At 67.1% G+C, this 16,983-nt stretch carries 15 protein-coding genes; 6 read left to right on the plus strand and 9 right to left on the minus strand.

The annotated features are described in order from the left end of the window. Nucleotides 1–77: 77 nt before the first annotated feature. The 3 genes from BEMPMBAN_RS08250 to BEMPMBAN_RS08260 all read right to left on the minus strand — a co-directional run bounded on the left by BEMPMBAN_RS08250 (nt 78) and on the right by BEMPMBAN_RS08260 (nt 1,703). Nucleotides 78–542 (minus strand): SRPBCC family protein, encoded by a 465-nt coding sequence (locus BEMPMBAN_RS08250; RefSeq protein WP_159229871.1) that lies wholly within the window; start codon nt 540–542, stop codon nt 78–80. A gap of 84 nt (nt 543–626) precedes the next feature. Continuing rightward, a complete protein-coding gene (locus BEMPMBAN_RS08255) occupies nt 627–938 on the minus strand; it encodes a WhiB family transcriptional regulator (protein ID WP_159229872.1) in 312 nt (103 codons plus the stop codon). A 165-nt stretch (nt 939–1,103) separates the two neighbouring features. Then, the gene (locus BEMPMBAN_RS08260; protein WP_159229873.1) at nt 1,104–1,703 is read right to left on the minus strand and encodes a TetR/AcrR family transcriptional regulator; all 600 of its coding nucleotides are present in this window, start codon (nt 1,701–1,703) and stop codon (nt 1,104–1,106) included. A gap of 52 nt (nt 1,704–1,755) precedes the next feature. Here BEMPMBAN_RS08260 and BEMPMBAN_RS08265 point away from each other — a divergent pair, with 52 nt between their 5' ends. From BEMPMBAN_RS08265 to BEMPMBAN_RS08275, 3 genes are read left to right on the plus strand one after another with little or no spacing between them, the layout of a single operon-like run. Further along, nucleotides 1,756–2,871 carry an Rv3169 family protein gene (locus BEMPMBAN_RS08265; protein WP_159229874.1) on the plus strand — a complete coding sequence of 372 codons (1,116 nt, stop codon included), beginning with the start codon at nt 1,756–1,758 and terminating at the stop codon, nt 2,869–2,871. 9 nt (nt 2,872–2,880) lie between these two features. Next, entirely contained in the window at nt 2,881–3,870 is a 990-nt protein-coding gene (locus BEMPMBAN_RS08270) for a TIGR03617 family F420-dependent LLM class oxidoreductase (RefSeq protein WP_159229875.1), read from the plus strand. 4 nt (nt 3,871–3,874) lie between these two features. Further along, nucleotides 3,875–6,250, plus strand: coding sequence for a PEP/pyruvate-binding domain-containing protein (locus BEMPMBAN_RS08275; protein ID WP_159229876.1), 2,376 nt, complete (start codon nt 3,875–3,877; stop codon nt 6,248–6,250). Here BEMPMBAN_RS08275 and BEMPMBAN_RS08280 read toward each other — a convergent pair. From BEMPMBAN_RS08280 to BEMPMBAN_RS08290, 3 genes are all read right to left on the minus strand, one after another. Further along, nucleotides 6,231–7,646, minus strand: a complete 1,416-nt coding sequence (locus tag BEMPMBAN_RS08280) for an FAD-binding oxidoreductase (protein ID WP_159229877.1) — start codon at nt 7,644–7,646, stop codon at nt 6,231–6,233. The two genes, BEMPMBAN_RS08275 and BEMPMBAN_RS08280, sit on opposite strands and share 20 nt — an antisense overlap. A gap of 80 nt (nt 7,647–7,726) precedes the next feature. After that, nucleotides 7,727–9,352: a response regulator transcription factor gene (locus tag BEMPMBAN_RS08285; protein WP_159229878.1), complete on the minus strand. Its 1,626-nt coding sequence runs from the start codon at nt 9,350–9,352 to the stop codon at nt 7,727–7,729. Nucleotides 9,353–9,387: 35 nt separating this feature from the next. After that, nucleotides 9,388–11,019: a cation:proton antiporter domain-containing protein gene (locus tag BEMPMBAN_RS08290; RefSeq protein ID WP_159229879.1), complete on the minus strand. Its 1,632-nt coding sequence runs from the start codon at nt 11,017–11,019 to the stop codon at nt 9,388–9,390. 339 nt (nt 11,020–11,358) lie between these two features. On the opposite strand from BEMPMBAN_RS08290, the gene mgtE reads away from it, so the two are divergent. After that, nucleotides 11,359–12,717, plus strand: a complete 1,359-nt coding sequence (gene mgtE, locus BEMPMBAN_RS08295) for a magnesium transporter (RefSeq protein ID WP_159229880.1) — start codon at nt 11,359–11,361, stop codon at nt 12,715–12,717. A 156-nt stretch (nt 12,718–12,873) separates the two neighbouring features. Here mgtE and BEMPMBAN_RS08300 read toward each other — a convergent pair whose 3' ends face one another. Continuing rightward, on the minus strand, nt 12,874–14,277 hold the full coding sequence (locus BEMPMBAN_RS08300) for a hypothetical protein (protein WP_159229881.1): 1,404 nt from the start codon (nt 14,275–14,277) through the stop codon (nt 12,874–12,876). Nucleotides 14,278–14,495: 218 nt separating this feature from the next. After that, nucleotides 14,496–14,978, minus strand: coding sequence for a DoxX family protein (locus BEMPMBAN_RS08305; RefSeq protein WP_159229882.1), 483 nt, complete (start codon nt 14,976–14,978; stop codon nt 14,496–14,498). Between the two features lie 234 nt (nt 14,979–15,212). On the opposite strand from BEMPMBAN_RS08305, the gene BEMPMBAN_RS08310 reads away from it, so the two are divergent. Further along, complete coding sequence (locus tag BEMPMBAN_RS08310) at nt 15,213–15,620, plus strand: nuclear transport factor 2 family protein (RefSeq protein WP_159229883.1); 408 nt, start codon at nt 15,213–15,215, stop codon at nt 15,618–15,620. 10 nt (nt 15,621–15,630) lie between these two features. Here the strand turns inward: BEMPMBAN_RS08310 and BEMPMBAN_RS08315 are convergent, their stop codons facing one another. Next, nucleotides 15,631–16,455, minus strand: a complete 825-nt coding sequence (locus BEMPMBAN_RS08315) for an alpha/beta fold hydrolase (protein ID WP_159229884.1) — start codon at nt 16,453–16,455, stop codon at nt 15,631–15,633. Nucleotides 16,456–16,736: 281 nt separating this feature from the next. On the opposite strand from BEMPMBAN_RS08315, the gene BEMPMBAN_RS08320 reads away from it, so the two are divergent. Beyond that, nucleotides 16,737–16,983, plus strand: a 247-nt coding sequence (locus BEMPMBAN_RS08320; protein WP_159229885.1) for a hypothetical protein, incomplete at its 3' end; no start/stop codon positions are given.

Here is a 16,983-nt window from a genome sequence, read left to right on the forward strand (position 1 = left end):
GCTGACCGCATTGACGCTGTGGCGAACCGAATTCCGAAGAACAAGCGCTGAGGAGTTTCTCCTGAACCGCCAGCCGCTCAGGACGACGTCGCCGACGCAAGCCGCGCCAGCGTATCGGTCAGCTGTTCCTCGCTTACCAGCGGAAACTTGACCTTCTCGAGCAGCTTCTTGTCGGTGACCTTCGACCAGTCATAGGTGTGGCGCACCAACGTCTCATTGGGTCCCTGAGATTCCAACTCCCACAGCCATTCCCATCCCGGAGGCTCGGTACCCGCAGGCGCTGTCTTCCACGCCAGTAGCTTGTCCTTCGCGTACCCGGACACGTGATTATCGGTCTTGTACTCGCCGCCCATATGGCTGCCCTGCATGTTCATGGTGAACACCTGGCCGACTTCTTGTAGCCGGTCGGCATGGTCCACACTGCGGACAAACCCCGAGCCATCGAGTTCGTGATGCCGCTGGGGGTTGGAGAGGATGTCGAAAACCACGTCGACGGGTGCATCGATGGTTCGTTCGACAGTGACCTTTGTGTTGACGCCCATTCCCCCACAGTGCCCCACAACGGCTGATTACTAAACCAGGGAACTGCTGCGTCGGGACGTCGCACGCACCATCCGAGCGCCGTATCACCCAATGTGACCTGCGGTGGTCGTGTTCTGCTGACGTTCGAAGTAGCCGGCCCAGGATCTCATCTCAGGATGGCGGTTCAGCAGTGCGCGCCGCTGCCGCTCGGTCATCCCGCCCCAGACGCCATACTCGGTGCGAGTGTCGAGCGCCTCCGCCGCACACTGCAAGACCACAGGACAGCGGCGACATATCCGCGCAGCTTGCTTCTGCGCCGCGCCGCGGACGAACAACTCCTCCGGATCGATTCCCCGGCACCGTGCCTGCGACGCCCACTCGAACCGCGCTTCGAGTCGCCCACCGTCAGAGTTCATGTCTTTCGATCCCCCATCCACCCACAGGACCCGTTACGCTCGCGCACCGATCAAGGGGTCCGTCATCGCGAAGGTTACTCAGGTGAGGCCGGCAAGCTGCAGTATCGATGTACCCGGATCAGTGGGACCTTCGTCTCTTCTCCGCCGACGGTGGAGAACAGGCGCCTACTCGACGGGCCACCGTTCGGTGATCATCTCGGTCATCGCGTCCACCCACGCATCGTCGAGAGCGGCATTCTGGCGGATCAGGATGCGGAAGATCGCGCTGCCCGCCACCACTTCAGCGAGCATCGGCAGTTCGTCGTCACCGCGGCGTTGCTGACCGAACCTCGTTTCGAAGTCCGCCAGATTGCCGGTGAGCCTGGTGATCATCATGTTGTGCACATCCGGGTCGGCGACGGTGTCGGCGATCAAACCCGGTAGCGCCACCCGCACTTCGGGGCGGTCGAACATCGCGCGGGTGGTCTCGACCAGTGCCCGGATGTCCTGACGGATGTCACCGGAGCCGTTCGGTGCGGAGATCACCTCGTCGGACAGCACTGCTTCGTGAACCAGGTGCACCTTGCCCGACCAGCGCCGGTAGATGGCTGCGGTGGTCGTCCCGGCACGCACGGCAATCGCGGACAACGACAGCGCGGTGTAACCGGTCTCGAGGATCAGCTCCCGGGTGGCCGCGATGATCGCGGCGTCGATCCTGCCGTCGCGGGGCCTCCCCGGCGCCTGCCGGGCGGGTGCCTTGCCATCGGTGCGCTGATCTGCTGTCATGGGTCCCAGCCTAGTTCCAATATAGGATGCATCGTATCTTAACGGAGAGTCTGTGAATCTCAGCCCGCTCGACGAGTACCCGATCCATCAGACGCCGTCGCCGATCAGTTCCCCGGCGACCTCGGATCGCAATTTCTATGATCGGTCCTACTTCAACGTCCTCGATCGTGACGGCCGCTTCATGGCGCTCACCGGTATCGGCTATTACCCGCGACTCGGCGTCAAGGACGCCTATTTCCTGGTGCGGCGCGGTGACACCCAGACCGCCGTGCACTTCAGCGACGCGCTCGACGACGACCGTCTCCACCAGAACGTCAACGGGTACCGCCTCGAGGTGGTCGAACCACTGCAGGAACTGCACCTCACTGTGGCCGAGACCGAGGGCATCTCCGCCGACCTGACGTGGCAAGGCCTGTTCCCCGCTGCTCTGGAGCACCCCCACGAAATGCTCACCGAGCGGCGAGTGACGTTGCAGGCGTGCCGATTTGCCCAGGTCGGTACGTGGCAGGGCTGGATCGACGTCGACGGCGAACGGTTGGCGGTGGACCACGACACCAGCGTGGCGAGCCGCGACAGATCCTGGGGCATCCGGCCCGTGGGCGAACCGGAACCGACCGGCCGGCCCGACACCGCGTTCCAAGGGATGTGGTGGCTGTACCTGCCGTTGGCCTTCGACGACTATCAGCTGTTTCTGATCTTGCAGGAGAATCCCGACGGTCACCGCAGCCTCTACGACTGCACCCGACGCTGGCGCGACGGAACGGTCGAACAACTCGACGGTGTGCGCGCCACGATTCACTACCGGCCCGGAACCCGGATCCCGCACGGCGCCCACGTGGAGTTCATGAACCGCTCCGGTGACCGAATCCAGCTCGACGTCGAATCACAACTGTTCGCGCCCATAGCTTTCGGGTCCGGCTACGGCGGCGACTCCTCATGGGGACACGGCACCTGGAAGGACGGACCGTTCACCGAACGGGTCACCTTCGACCTGACCGACCCGGCGGTGATGGCCAGAGCGCCGTTCAGCCTCATCGACCACGTGGGCAAGGCGGTGTGCACCGAGGCCGACGGCCGGACCCGCGAGGGCGCAGGGTTGTTCGAGCACGCTGTCATCGGCCCGCACCACCCCTCGGGCTTCACCGACTGGACCGACGTGGCGGATTAAGGGAGCGGCATGAAGATCATGACAGCGTTGTTCGGGCCCACCGACGCGATCGAACGGGCGGAACTACTGCGCGAGGCCGGCGCCTCGGGCGTGTTCACCTTCGAAGGCCCCTTCGACGTGTTCACCCCGCTGGTGCTGGCGTCGACGGTAAAGGGTCTCGACGTGATGTCGAACGTCGCGATCGCACTCCCCCGCAACCCGATCCAGCTCGCCCATCAGGCCAACGACCTGCAGTTGCTCACCGAGGGGCGGTTCGTCCTCGGGCTGGGCACGCAGATCCGGGCCCAGATCGAGAAGCGCTACGGGGCCGAGTTCGACCGTCCCGTCGCCCGGATGAAGGAAATGGTGGGTGCGCTGCGAGCGATCTTCGCCACCTGGAACACCGGGGAGCGACTCGATTTCCGCGGCGAATACTACCGCCACACCTTGATGACGCCGACCTTCGTTCCCGGACCGAACCCGTTCGGGCCGCCCCCGATTTATCTCGGCGCGCTGGGACCGCGACTGACCCGGGCGACCGCGGAGGTGGCCGACGGTCTGCTGGTGATGCCGTTCGGGTCGAAAAAGTTCCTGCACGAGACGACGCTGCCAGCCGTGCGCGAGGGATTGGCCGCGGCGGACCGCCACGAAGACGACTTCGCCGTGCTGCCCGAGATCATCGTGTCGGTCGGCTCTGAGGAAAACCCAGATCACACCTCGACGCGAATGCTGTTGGCGTTCTACGGCTCCACCCCCGCCTACCGGCCGGTGCTCGACGCCCACGGATGGGGCGACCTGCAGCCGGAACTCAACGCGATGTCCAAGCAGGGCCGCTGGCAGGAGATGGCCACCCTGATCGACGACGAGATCCTGCACACCATCGCCGCCTGCGGCACCCCGGCCGAGGTCGCCGCACGCATCCGCGACCGCGTCGATGGGGTGTCGGACCGGATCTGCCTGTACCAACCGGGGCCCATCGCGATCGACGCTCTCGCCGAGATCGTGGATGCGCTGGGCTGACGACATGGCACCGACGACAATCGAATTCGACGACATCGCCGACTCCCGGTTCGGCGGCAAGGCGGCCGGACTTGCCGAACTGCGGCGCCTGGGGCTCGCGGTGCCCGCGGGTTTCGTCCTCGCAGAAGCCTCTGCTCACGACGCCTGCGATGCTGCCGCCGACCGGTTCTCACAAATGGTCTCCGCCGGCGCCACCCCGGTGGCCGTCAGGTCCTCGGCGGTCGGAGAAGACGGCGACGACCAGTCTTTCGCCGGACAGTACGACACCGTGCTCAACGTCGACTCCGTGGACGGCTTCGCCGCGGCGGTGCGCAAGTGTGCCGAATCCGCGGATTCCCCACGCGCGTCGTCCTACAGCGGCCACGCCGCGGCCACCATGAACGTCGTCGTCCAGCAGATGGTCGACGCGCGCGCAGCCGGCGTGGTGTTCACCGCGGACCCGGCGACAGCCCGGCGCGACCTCATGGTGATCGACGCGATCGCCGGACTAGGAGAAGCGCTCGTCGACGGCACGGCCTCCCCCGACCACATCGTGCTGAACTCCGACGGCTCCCCCGTCGTGCACGAGGTCGGCGCGGTTCCGGTGCTTTCCGAAGAAGAAGTCGCCGAGATCCGCTCCGGCGCGCTGATTGCTGCGCAACATTGGGGCAGACCACTGGATCTCGAATGGGCCATCGACCGCTCCGGGAAACTGTGGTGGCTGCAGGCGCGGCCGCTCACCACGCTGCCCGGTGACCTCAACGAGATGGACTCACCGGTGGCCGGTCCAACGCACGTCTACACCCGCTGCAACATCGGTGAGATGATGCCCGGTGCGTTCTGCCCACTGACCGCGTCGGTGTCCGGCCACGCCATCGACTATGCGATGCAGACGACACAGGTGGTGGCGCGGGCCCAGGACCGTTACGAGAAGCCGTGGCTTCAGGTCGGGTACTTCTACGGACACATGTTCTTGAACATGACCGAGGGCACGGCGTTGAGTTCGGGCATCCTCGGCAACTCCCTGGAGCAGTTCTCGATGTCGATCTGCGGACGGGTGATCGACGAACTGGAACCCAAAGCGCCGAAGCCGTTCGGCCGCAAGCTCGTCAACACAGTCCGGCTCACCTCGCATGCGCTGTCCGCCGGCCCGGCCATCCGCAGACTCGGCAACCAGATCGCCGGGTTCCAGATCCCGACCAGCGACGACCCACGGGTTGTCCTGGATCAGCTGGAATCCGGCGTCACCCTCTACTGCGACGTCACGCTCACCCATGTGCGATCGTCATCACGGGCCGCAGTGGCGGCCAACATCCTCGAGAGCTTCCTCATCAAACAGGCAACCAAGAACGGACGCAGCGAGGATGAGGGCCGAGCCGACGCGATGCGGCTGATGGCGGGGGCGGCCGACGTGGAGAGCGCGATGATGCTCGACGAACTCCACTCGGTGGTCCGGAACATCGCCGCCGACGCCGCCACCGCCGAACAGTTCCTGTCCGCCGCACCGGATGATGCGGTCACCGCGTTGCGGGACGGGGACAGCCCCACCGGGATCATGCTGCGGCAGTTCCTGCTTCGGCACGGCCACCGCGGATACCGCGAACTGTGCATGCGCGACCCCTCCTGGGCCGAGGACTCCGGCGGCCTGGGAGCGATGATGCAGGTGATGCTCGGGGCAGTTGACGAGCCGGCTGACCGTGAACCGGTGCGCAGCGCGGCCGACGCGCCGAGATCCCGCGTCGTCAGGTTGCTCGCCCGGCTGGCGCAGGGCGGCGCGCGTGGCCGCGAGGAGACCAAAGCCAAGATGGCGCTGATGGCGCATGCGCTCAAACGCGGCTATCACCATCTGGGCGAGGTGCTGGTCCGATCTGGTCGGTTGCCCGACGCCGATCTGGTGTTCTTCCTCGACCGCAGCGAACTGGCCCAGCTCCTCGGCGAGGACGACACCATCGCGCTCGTGCAGCGCGCACGGCAACGCCGCGAGGCATTGGCATTCCAGGATTCACTCGAGTTCGATGATGTCTCCGTAGGCCGACCCACACCGGTCGTGACGGCGCCACCGAGCGCCTTCGACGGCGACCAGATCGTCGGCCGGCCCGCCAGCCGTGGTGTTGTGGAAGGTGTTGTCCGCGTGGCGAAGTCGATCCAGGATGCCCGTGATGTGCAGCGTGGAGAGATCCTGGTCGCACCGGTCACCGACGTCGGTTGGACGCCGTACTTCACGGTGATCGCCGCGCTGGTCACCGATATCGGCAGCTCGGTGTCACACGGCGCCGTGGTGGCTCGGGAGTACGGCCTGCCCTGCGTGGTCAACACGTTGGTCGGCACCCGGGTCCTCGCCACCGGCGACCGGGTACGGGTCGACGGCGATCGCGGTGTCGTCACCCGCCTGCCGCAGTGAATCGGCTCGCGGTCGGCTGCACGCGGAACGCTTGATGCGTGCGGAACGCCCCGTGCGGGTCCCATTCCGCCCTGACAGCGCTGAGCCGCTGCGCGCTGGTTCCGAAGGCCGCGGCCATCCGCGCGCTGCCCTCGTCGCCGAGGAAGTTCGGATATGTCGCGCCCGTCGACCACGGCGCCATATCGGTTCGAAATGCCCGAGCGACGTTGCGGCAGCGCGCGTCGTCGGCAGCGTCCTGCCAGAGCAGAAGCGGATGCACGATGAAACGTGCCTGGCGCCCCGCGAGTGGCGAATGGTCTGCGCCGAAACGGGTGACGGCGCCACCCCAGGGCACGATGAACAGCTGCGACGGGCCTGCCGGCAGTTCGATCGCGCGCTCGGCGAGCACGTCGATGGCCTCGTCGGGCAGATCGACGACGTTCTCTGCCGTCCAGTAGTTCCGGTACCCCGGTGGGTCGTCGAGCGAGCACTGGAAATCGGCATAGCTTGTGGGGCCGAAGAAGTCGGCGTCGGGGTCGAGTGCCCGGATCGGGGCCAGTGCGCTCTCACCGTCCGCGAGGGTGCCCGCCCACATCCCCGCCACTGCGACCGCAGGACGACCCCGAAGGTGCGTCGGAACGTCGTCGTCGTCATCAGGTGCGGTGATGCATGCGACGATGAGAGCCAGCTCGTCCGGCGCGTCGTTCATGACGTCGCGGAACGTTCGCATCACCTCGCGGGTGCGCTCGGCTCCGAAGAGGGCGAGCCCGCCCCAGACCTCTGGCCCGACAGGATGCAGCTCGAGTTCGAGCGCGGTGACGACGCCGAAGCTACCGCCACCGCCCCGCAACGCCCACAGCAGCTCGGCATTGTCGTCGTCCGACGCGCGGACGATCCGCCCGTCCCAGGTGACCAGTTCCGCGGCGACGAGGTTGTCGCACGCCAGTCCGTGCTTGCGCTCGAGCCAGCCGGAACCGCCGCCGAGCGTCAGCCCCGCCACCCCGGTGGTCGATACCCGCCCGCCCGTCGTGGCCAGTCCGTGCGCCTGCGTCGCGTGGTCGACATCAGCCCAGATCGCCCCGCCGCCGATCCGCGCGATCCGGCGGTCGACGTCGACGCTGATGTCGGCCATGCCACGGACGTCGAGCACCACGCCGTCATCACACAGTGACAGGCCGGCGACGGAGTGCCCGCCGGCGCGGACCGCGATCGGCAGTGCATGGTCGCGCGCAAAGGCAAGCGCCGCAACCACGTCGTCGATGACGACACACTCGGCGACAAAACGCGGCCGGGTGTCGATCATGGTGTTGAACAGCGTGCAGCTGTCCTCATAGAAGGCGTCACCCGGCTCGTGCACGCCCCCCTGCAGGCGGAAACGCAGCTCGTCGACTTTGGAGGTGATCGTGTTGTTCGGCATGGCGCCAGCCTGCCGTCGCCGCCATCGGTGGCACATCGCCAGAACCGGCCATTGAGCGCAATGGCCGGAATCGGCCAGCGTCAATCGAGCAGGCCGTGGCGCGTCGCGTAGGACACCGCCGCCGCCCGCGAGGGCGTCCGCAGCTTTGTCCGGATGTTCGCCACGTGGCGGTGCACGGTGTGCGGGCTCAAGAAGAGCCTCTCGGCGATCTGGCCGTCACCCAGACCCTGCGACACCAGCCGCAGGATCTCGACCTCTCGCTCGCTGAGTCCCTCGGCGTCGAGCCGGTCCCCATCACGCGGCGCGCGAAGCAGCGCGAATGCCTGGTGCGCCGCGCGGGTCTCCTCCTCGGCGCGCGCGTGGTGGCCGAGCGCTTCCAGTGCAGCGGACAGGACGATCCGCACGCAGGCCGCATCGTAGGGCGCCGAACTGGCGGTATACAGGTCGGCAGCATCCTCGGCGGCCCTCCGAGCGCCGTCGTGATCGCCCGCCGCCGCCAGGACGTCCGCACGCACGTGACGGCTGCGCGCGCGCATGTACGGCGTGCCGAGCTGCGCTGCCAGGCAATCGATCTGGTCGACGAGAGCGATCGCGGCGGCGGGGTCGCCCGCCGCCGCGCACGCTCGTGCACGCAGCTCGAGTGCCGGAAAGCGGTCCAGGATGCTCGCGTCGCCGAGGTTGCGCAAAACACGGTCAGCCGCATCGGCGGCCGCGCTCGCGTCCCCGGCGGCAAGATTCAGCTCCCCGAGGGCCAGCAGCGCCGGCGGCGCAGGCAGGGCGCTTTCGAAAAGGGCGCGCGCCTGCGGCAGGTCACCCTGCGACGCGCGCAGCCGACCGAGGCGCACGGCCGTCGGCGCCGCGAGAGCAGGACGGGTGACACGCAGATCCTCCATGGCGCTGACGAGCTCCTGCTCGGCCGTGCGCCAATCGCCGCGGGTCGCGAGCACGTCGCCGTACGCGGTACGGCACACGCCGAAGAAATGCCGCGCCTGCCATGCCGCCGACCACTTGTGCAGCGCGCGGCACCACTGTGCGGCGCGCCCGAAGTCGCCGACGTTCGCGCACACCGACACCGTGTGGCAGAGCGCCCAACCCGGCGCGGCCATCTCAGAGAAATCTTCGGCGACAGCAAGTGTCGCGCACTCGTCGAGACACCGCAGACCCTCGTCGACCGCCCCGAGCGCAACGAGCGCGCTTCCCTTGATCGCCAGGCCGACGACCTCCACACCGACGTCCGGAATTCGGCGCGCCAAGTCGACGGCCTCGTTCGCCTTCTGCACTGCGGTGGCCGGGTCCGACGCGGAGAGCAGCGCGATGTCGGCGGCGAGCAGCAGGTTGTAACCCTGCTCGGCGCATGGCGGGAGATCGGCGGCGAGCGCCTGCGCCCGTCTCAGCCACGCCGTGGCAACGGCGTCATCGCCCCGAAAGTCGAGATGGTCCGAGGCCAGCCACATCGCCATCCGCGCCGCACCACACCGATCTCCTGCCTGTTGGTAGCAGCGGTAGGCGCGTTCCCGCGCGACGAACACCGTGTCCTGATCACCCTGCCACCACGCGGCTCGGCTCAGGCCCTCCCACGCCTCGGGGGTGTCCCCGCGCGCCGCCGCCTCTTCGAAGCGAGCCCGCGCATCAGCCCAGTTCGCCTGCCCGAGCGCCTCGCGGCCGGCCGCGACCGGTTCGTAATCGGCGAACGGCCCCGCGTTCATGGGCCGACCATACCCGCGCCGGGCGATTCCCCTCGCTAAGTCGTCTCGGACGGTCCGTTCTCGCTCGGTCGAACCGTGGCCTCCCCGGAGGAGCCGTCGGCGCCGTCGGCGACCTGGTCGGCCAGCTCGAGTCCGGCACCGGCATACACGTTGAACGCGATGCCGACACCGTGGTCCTTGGCCCACTGCACCTCGTCGTCGTATCGCGCGACCGCGGCGACCTTGCCGCTGAAGCCCGACTCGCGCAGGCATTCGAGCGCGGTGACATTGGCGCCGTGACGTGGCATCGCCAACACGGCGATACGCACCGAACCCGAACGCCGTAGCTGATTCCAGAAGTACAGGTCCGTGGCGTCACCTTCGATGACCCGCAGCCCCTCGGCCGCCAGGCGCTCGATCCGGGGCCCGTCGTAGTCAACACCGACCACCCGCAGCCCATAGTGGTCGGTCAGTCGCTGGTATGCGGCGAACCCGACACGGCCCATCCCGATCACCACGACCTCGGCGTCGCTGGCATCTCCGGGACGTTCCTCCGGATGCAACTGGTGTTCGTCCTGGGCCGGCAGCCGGGCGGCGATCTTCTCCACCATCAGGTGCCCGCGGCCGTTGACCAGTGCCGACACCACGAAGCTCATGGCCACCGCGATCGACATCTCCACCAGCCAGGCTTCTGCGAGCATCCCGACCGAGACCCCGACCGACACCACGATCAAGCCGAATTCGGAGTAGTTCATCAAGCTCAGCCCGGCCAACAGCGCGGTACGGTACCGCAGCTTCAGGCGGGACAGCAACAGCACGTACCAGGCCGCCTTAAACGGCAGCAGCAACACCATCAGCGCAGCCACGCCAACGGTAGGCAGGTCCGGCAGCCCCGTCAGACCGATCGACACGAAGAACCCCACGAGCAGCAGTTCCTTGATGTGGAACAACGACCGGGCGAGCTCGGAGGACGCCGGGTGAGACGCGAGGAGCACCCCGATGACCAGGGCACCGAGATCACCCTTCAGGCCGAGCGCGGAGAACAGTGCATAGCCGGGCACCAGGGCCATCACGATGCCGAACAGCGACTGCATCTCACCGTGGCCGAGCCGACTCCAGATCCTGCGCAGCACGCGGGTGAGCGGCCACAGGCCCACCAGCGCCAGCGCCCACGGGCTGGGCAGGTGACCGCTGGTGGCGGTCAGGAAGACCACGGCGATGATGTCCTGCATGACCAGGATGCCGATGGCGACGCGGCCGTAGAGAGCGTGGGATTCGCCCCGCTCCTCGAGGACCTTGACCACGAAGACCGTGCTCGAGAACGACAGCGCGAACGCCAGCAGGGCGATCGTCTGCATGCTCTGGCCTGCCAGCATCGCCACTCCGGCCACCGCGGCCAGCCACAGGGCGGCCCCGCCGAGAACGATGCTGATCGTCATGTGCACCGACGTGGTCAGCCACACCTCGCGCCGCAGCAGGATCCGCACGTCCAGTTTGAGACCGATGGCGAAGAGCAACAGAGTGACACCAAGATCCGCCAGCACGTCCAGTTGCGGTATGTCCTCGACGTCGAGGGCGTTGATGACGAAGCCCGCCGCCAGGAACCCGACCAGCGGAGGCAGTCGTGCCACCAGGGCGAGGCCCCCGAGACCGAAGGTGATGACGAGATAGATGGCGACAACTGTCATACACGGTCCCCTTGCTCACTTGGCGATGGTGGTGCCCACGTCGGCGGCGGCCCCATGTGCTGCTGGAGTTGTCTCGATATCGCGACGATCGCCAATTCTCTCTTGAGAGCGCCGCGCCTGCCCAGTGGGGCGTGTGCCGCGGGCCCTATCACACCCCGGTGAACGCTTGTCGCCGCACGGCGGCTCTCCTGTAACTCCTGCGACACAACGTATTTCATTCGGCCTGAAGTAACAGACCCCCGCGTGGTCAGCGGCCGCCCAGTCGTGTTCAATGGTCCGCATGTCGAGTCGGCAGCGGCAGTTGTCACCAGTGAAGCTTCTACGCCGGGACGCTACTCGGTGAATGAGACCGACGCGCAACTCCGCGACACGGTCAGCCGGGCGGTGGACCGTGCCATCGACGACGGCGACCTCGCACCGCTGACTGCTGTGGTCAAGACCCTGTCGTCGGAGGCAGTGGTCGACATCATCGAGCGATCCGACAGCGAGCACCGGGCGGTGCTGTACCGGATGCTGCCCAAGGATCAGGCCCTCGAGGTGTTCGAGAGACTGGATCTGAGCCTGCAACGCGATCTGGTCGGCGCTCTGCAGGATGACACCGTCTCGGCGCTGTTCGCCGAACTGGACCCCGACGACCGGGTGGAGTTGCTCGACGAGCTGCCCGCCAAGGTCGCGCGCCGACTCCTCCAGGGACTCCCGCCAGCCGAACGGGAGAAGACGGCCGACATTCTGGGCTACCCGCTGCGGTCCATCGGCCGGCGGATGAGCCCGGAGTTCGTGGCGCTGCGGCCCGAGTTGACCACGGCCGAGGCATTGGTCCGGGTGACACGCCACCTCGACGACGCCGAGACCGTCTACACGCTGCCGGTCGCAGACGAGCAGCGAAGACTCGTCGGCACTGCCGGTCTGCGCGATCTGCTGAACGCCGCGCCCGGCACGACCGTCGCGGACGTGATGCGGAAGGCACACTGGGTGCGCGCCTCCGAGGGTGCCGAAGCCGCCGCCCGACGCTGCGCCGATCTCAAGGTGTTGGCGCTGCCCGTGGTGGACAACGAGAACCGCCTTGTCGGGATCCTGACCGTGGACGATGCGCTGCAGATCCTGGAGGACGCCGAGTCGGAGGATCAGGCCCGCATCAGCGGCGTGGAACCTCTGCGGCGTCCGTACCTGACCGCGCCGGTCGCCAGCCTGGTCCGTTCGCGGGTGGTGTGGCTGCTGGTCCTGGCCATCGGCGCCACGCTGACCGTCCAGGTCCTCGAGGTCTTCGAGGACACGCTGTCCCAGGTGGTGGCGCTGGCCCTGTTCGTCCCGCTGCTGATCGGCACCGGCGGCAACACGGGCAACCAGGCCGCCACCACGGTGACCCGCGCGCTCGCACTCGGCGACGTCGAGCCGTCAGACTTGTTCAAAGTGCTGTTTCGGGAGTTTCGGGTGGGCCTGTCGCTCGGACTGCTACTCGGAGCGGTCGCGTTCACCGCCACCAGCGTCATCTACGACCGCCAGCTCGGCACCGTGATCGGCTTGACACTGCTCAGTGTCTGCACGATGGCCGCCACCGTGGGCGGCGCGATGCCGCTGCTGGCGCGGACGATTCGCGCTGACCCCGCGGTCTTCTCCAATCCGTTCATCACGACATTCGTCGACGCGACCGGGTTGCTGATCTACTTCCTCATCGCAAAGGCCGTACTCGGCATCTGATATCCGAATGTGACTGAATTTTCGCGGCAGCCACCCCCGCCGATGCAGCTGGCTCCCGAGCTTCCCGACCTCATCGAGAATCTGGTCAGCGGCACCGAAGATCAGACCCGCCAAAGGTCGTTCCAGCCACAAAAAGTCTTAGGACATTTCGGCGGCTCAGGCAGCTTGATCGCCGAAACGCGACCAGCGCAGTGCCCCTTGGGTATCGGCTGCCGCCCTGTTGTGCAGGGCGATGAACGAACCTGAGCGGACCACACCGAGTGGCCCGGAGCCCGCGAAGCGCGCGATACCTGACACCCGCATTGCGAAGCCCGCCTTGGCATTTCGGTATCCGACGCGGATGCCCGCACCGAACACGATGATCAGTCCGGCGAGTCCCGGAAGAGCACCGGTGGCCAACGCCCACAGAGACAGCGGCACCAGCAGTGCGCCGAATGCACGATCGATCAGGGATTGGTGCTCACCCATCCGCGCAGCCAGAGGCGACGGCACGCTGTGCGGTGAAGCCGCGAAAGCGCTGAAAGCCGCGGACGTCAACGCTCCCGATCTCGACTGCCCGGGCAGGTCGCCGAACAACAGCTCCGAGGTCATCGGCAGGGACAGCGGCGACGCCGCCGCAGTGTCCACCACCGGGGCGATGCCCTCGGGGAGGATCTCGAGCCGGCTCTCGGAATGCCCGGCGATCCCCACGGGGTTGGTGCCTGTGACCTCCACTCTGAGCAGCGCGGCGAGGTCATAGGGCAACTGACGGGCGGCGGTCGCGGACTCCGAGACCGACGCCATGACGGTCTCCAGCAGCGCGATGACATCGGAGATCGGCGTCTCGGAAAAGGGCAGCGAGAGGACCACCGGAGGCACCGCAGCAGCAGCGCTTCCCAGAGACACCACCACCGTCGTCATCGTCGTGAACACCCGGACCAACGGCCTGGGCTCGCTCACCACCGCCGGCTCCTGCTCATCGGCGGACCCGTACGGCGACACCGAACCGGAACCGACCGGCTCCGGCGAGCTACTCTCCGTCGTCCCGGCCGGCTCCGTGCCACCGGTTTGCTCAGGCGCGGATGACTGTGACCCGGTCGCCACTTCTGCCACGTCGTCGGATGCCGGCACTGCCGGATCCGTGGCCGTCGTGACGCTGTCGTCCACCGATTGACCCGACTCAGACCCTGCCTCGTCCGCGACACCATCCGTGACGACGTCGTCGACAACGACATCGTCGATGACCGGGGCCGATTCGCCGCCGTCATCGGTGGCCGTCACGGCATCGCGGTCGACGTCGGCGTCTCGGGTTTTCGCCCGATCGGCGCCGCGGACAGGCCCCAATACGCGATCACGGTGTGATTCGACGGCGCTCGTGGCGCTGCGCACGAGGTCGCGCACCGTGGTCCTGGCCGATTCACGACTGCTCGCGCCGGAGGTGTCCGAAGCGCCGGCCCGGTCCTGTCCGGCACGGGTGGAGCTGTCACCGGTGTCCGCCGCCGCCACTGCGCCACCCGCGCCCCCCACGAGGAGCGCGGTCGATAGCACAAGCGCGCCGGTAGCGCCGCGTAAGCGCCGCATCAGTGAAACCTTCCCTCACCCCGAACTGGATCCTGGACGTCGAAACCGAACCACAATTGTCGCATGCGCGCCCCCCAAGCAGGAACAATCGACAAACCCCCATGATTCTGACCAGCACAGCAAAGTGGCGAAACAGCTTGCAGCGGCGCAGAGAGCCCGGCAGCGAGGCCACTAACAGGTGTCACGTCCGCAATTGCCCGGGTCGAGCAAAGGACTCGTCAGCGTCCCGCAACGCCGGCTCCGGCGTTCTCGCGGCTCTGCCCGGAATCAACGGCAGGGTCCGCGGACGTGCTGCGCCGTCCAGGCAGATTGTCGAGTGCCCACAGACCCCCGCCGGTCAGGGTCAGCAGCAGAAAAGCGAAGCAGTACAGCACCGCCGATTCACCGCCGTTCTGGATGGGTAGCAACCCGTCGGCCTGATGCTGCCAGAAGTAGGCCACCGCCATCGTGCCCGACGCGACGAACGCTGCTGCACGAGTGAACAATCCGGCCATCACCAGCAGACCCGCGACCAGTTCGATGAGCCCCGCCCACCACGACGGCCAAGCGCCGAACTGTGCCGCGCTGCCGACCCCCGGCGGCCAGCCGAAGAGCTTCACCGTCCCGTGCAGCGCGAACAGAAAACCAATCACCACCCGGAACACGAGAATTCCAGCCGATGCATGAATACCAGTTGTCAGGGAGCCCGAAATGCGTGCCATATCGCCACGGTATGGCAGTTGATCGCCGCACGGGGCGCTACCTCCGCCACCGCGGCGTCGGACCCAGCAACCGCTAACCGTCCCTCTGCCAAGCGTTCTGGAGAAATTCATCGCCACCATCACGCTGGTCGGGGGGTCGCGACGCGAGCGTTCGGCGCGCCGTCGGGACGGTGGCGATACCGTGTGTCCACGGGCGACGACCACGCCAGCCCAAAACCAGACATGAGGTGTGTGATGCATCCGTTCCGCAAGGCCGTCGAAGCTCGCGACGACGCCGCCATCGAAGCGTTGTTGGCCGACGATGTCGTGTTCACCAGCCCGGTCGCCTTCAAGCCCTACCCGGGCAAGGCCATGACGGCGGCGATCCTGCGCGCCGTGATGCGGGTGTTCGAGGACTTCCGCTACGTCCGCGAAATCAGCGACAGCAACGGCCGGGACCATGCTCTGGTATTCGAGGCGACCGTGGCAGGCAAGCAGATCTCCGGGTGCGACTTCCTCCATGTCGACGACGCCGGGCTGATCGACGACTTCACGGTGATGGTGCGCCCGCTGTCAGGGGCCACCGGGTTGGCCGAGGCGATGGGTGCCCAGTTCGACCAGATTCAACGCGAGGCCCTCGAAGCCGGCCGGCCCGCGGGCTGACCTAGGCCGGTCATGCCCGGATGAACTCGAGAAGGTCGCTGTTGATCACCTCGGCATGCGTGGTGGGCATTCCGTGCGGAAAACCCTTGTAGGTCTTCAGTGTTCCATTGGGCAGCAGCTGCGCGGACAGCGGTCCGGAATCGTCGTACGGCACCACCTGATCGTCGTCGCCGTGCATGACCAGCACCGGTAGCTGAATTCTCTTCAGATCCTCGGTGAAATCTGTCTGGGAGAACGCCACCACCCCGTCGAAGTGCGCCTTGGCGCCACCCATCATGCCCTGGCGCCACCAGTTCGCGATGAACGCTTCGACCGGTTCGACGCCGTCACGGTTGAAGCCATAGAACGGACCCTCGGGAACCGCGCGATAGAACCCCGAACGGTTGGTGGCCACCTGGGTCTGGAAGTCGTCGAACACCGCCTTGGGCAGCCCGCCCGGGTTGGCGTCGGTCTGCACCATCAGTGGGGGCACCGCGGCGATCAGCACAGCCTTGGCCGCGCGCCCCTCGCCGTGGCGAGCCAGAAAACGCACCACCTCCCCACCACCGGTGGAATGCCCGACGTGCACCGCTTCGCGCAACTCCAGGTGCCTGACCACCGCGGCGAGATCATCGGCGTAGTGATCCATGTCGTGGCCATCGGCGACCTGGGTGGAACGGCCGTGACCGCGCCGGTCGTGGGCCACCACCCGGTAACCCTTGTCCAGGAAGAACATCATCTGGGCGTCCCAGTCATCAGATGACAGCGGCCAACCGTGACTGAAGACGATCGGCTGACCCGAGCCCCAATCCTTGTAGAAGATCTCCACACCATCGTCGGTGGTGACTGTCGGCATCGCGCCTCATCTCGGTCCAGGGACATCGGGGCCCTACGGGATCGCCTCTCGTGCTGGACGTTACCCGCCATCCGGGCATGCGCGCGCGCCGTTGGGCCGACGGCAGCGATCCCCCCGGCTTGTTTTTGATGGCGCCACCACGCTTCGCGTATCTGTCACCCCAACGTCCTTGTACGTTCGTGTCATGGCCCCGCGAGCACCGTTGACAACCACGTTCTGTTGCCGGAACTCGTCGCGGCAAGGGCCTGGCAGCACAGCGCTCACGCGATACGATCCGGCGTATGTGGGTGATGCGCGTCGTCGGACCGATCGGGCTGTGTCTGGTCACCTTGGGGCTCTACGCGGTGCCGCAACCGCCCGAGGCTTCTGCTGACGTGTGCGGCTCGGTCGGCGGACGCCACGTTTCGGTGAATGCGTGCGGCAGCATCGCCGACGCCATCGCGCCGTGGGTTCCGCCGCCTTCTGAGTACGTGCCGCTTCCGCAGGACTACGACACCGCGGACACCACACCCCCACCGCCACCACCGC

Source organism: Mycolicibacterium austroafricanum (assembly GCF_902705885.1).
Classification (GTDB): Bacteria; Actinomycetota; Actinomycetes; order Mycobacteriales; family Mycobacteriaceae; genus Mycobacterium; species Mycobacterium vanbaalenii_A.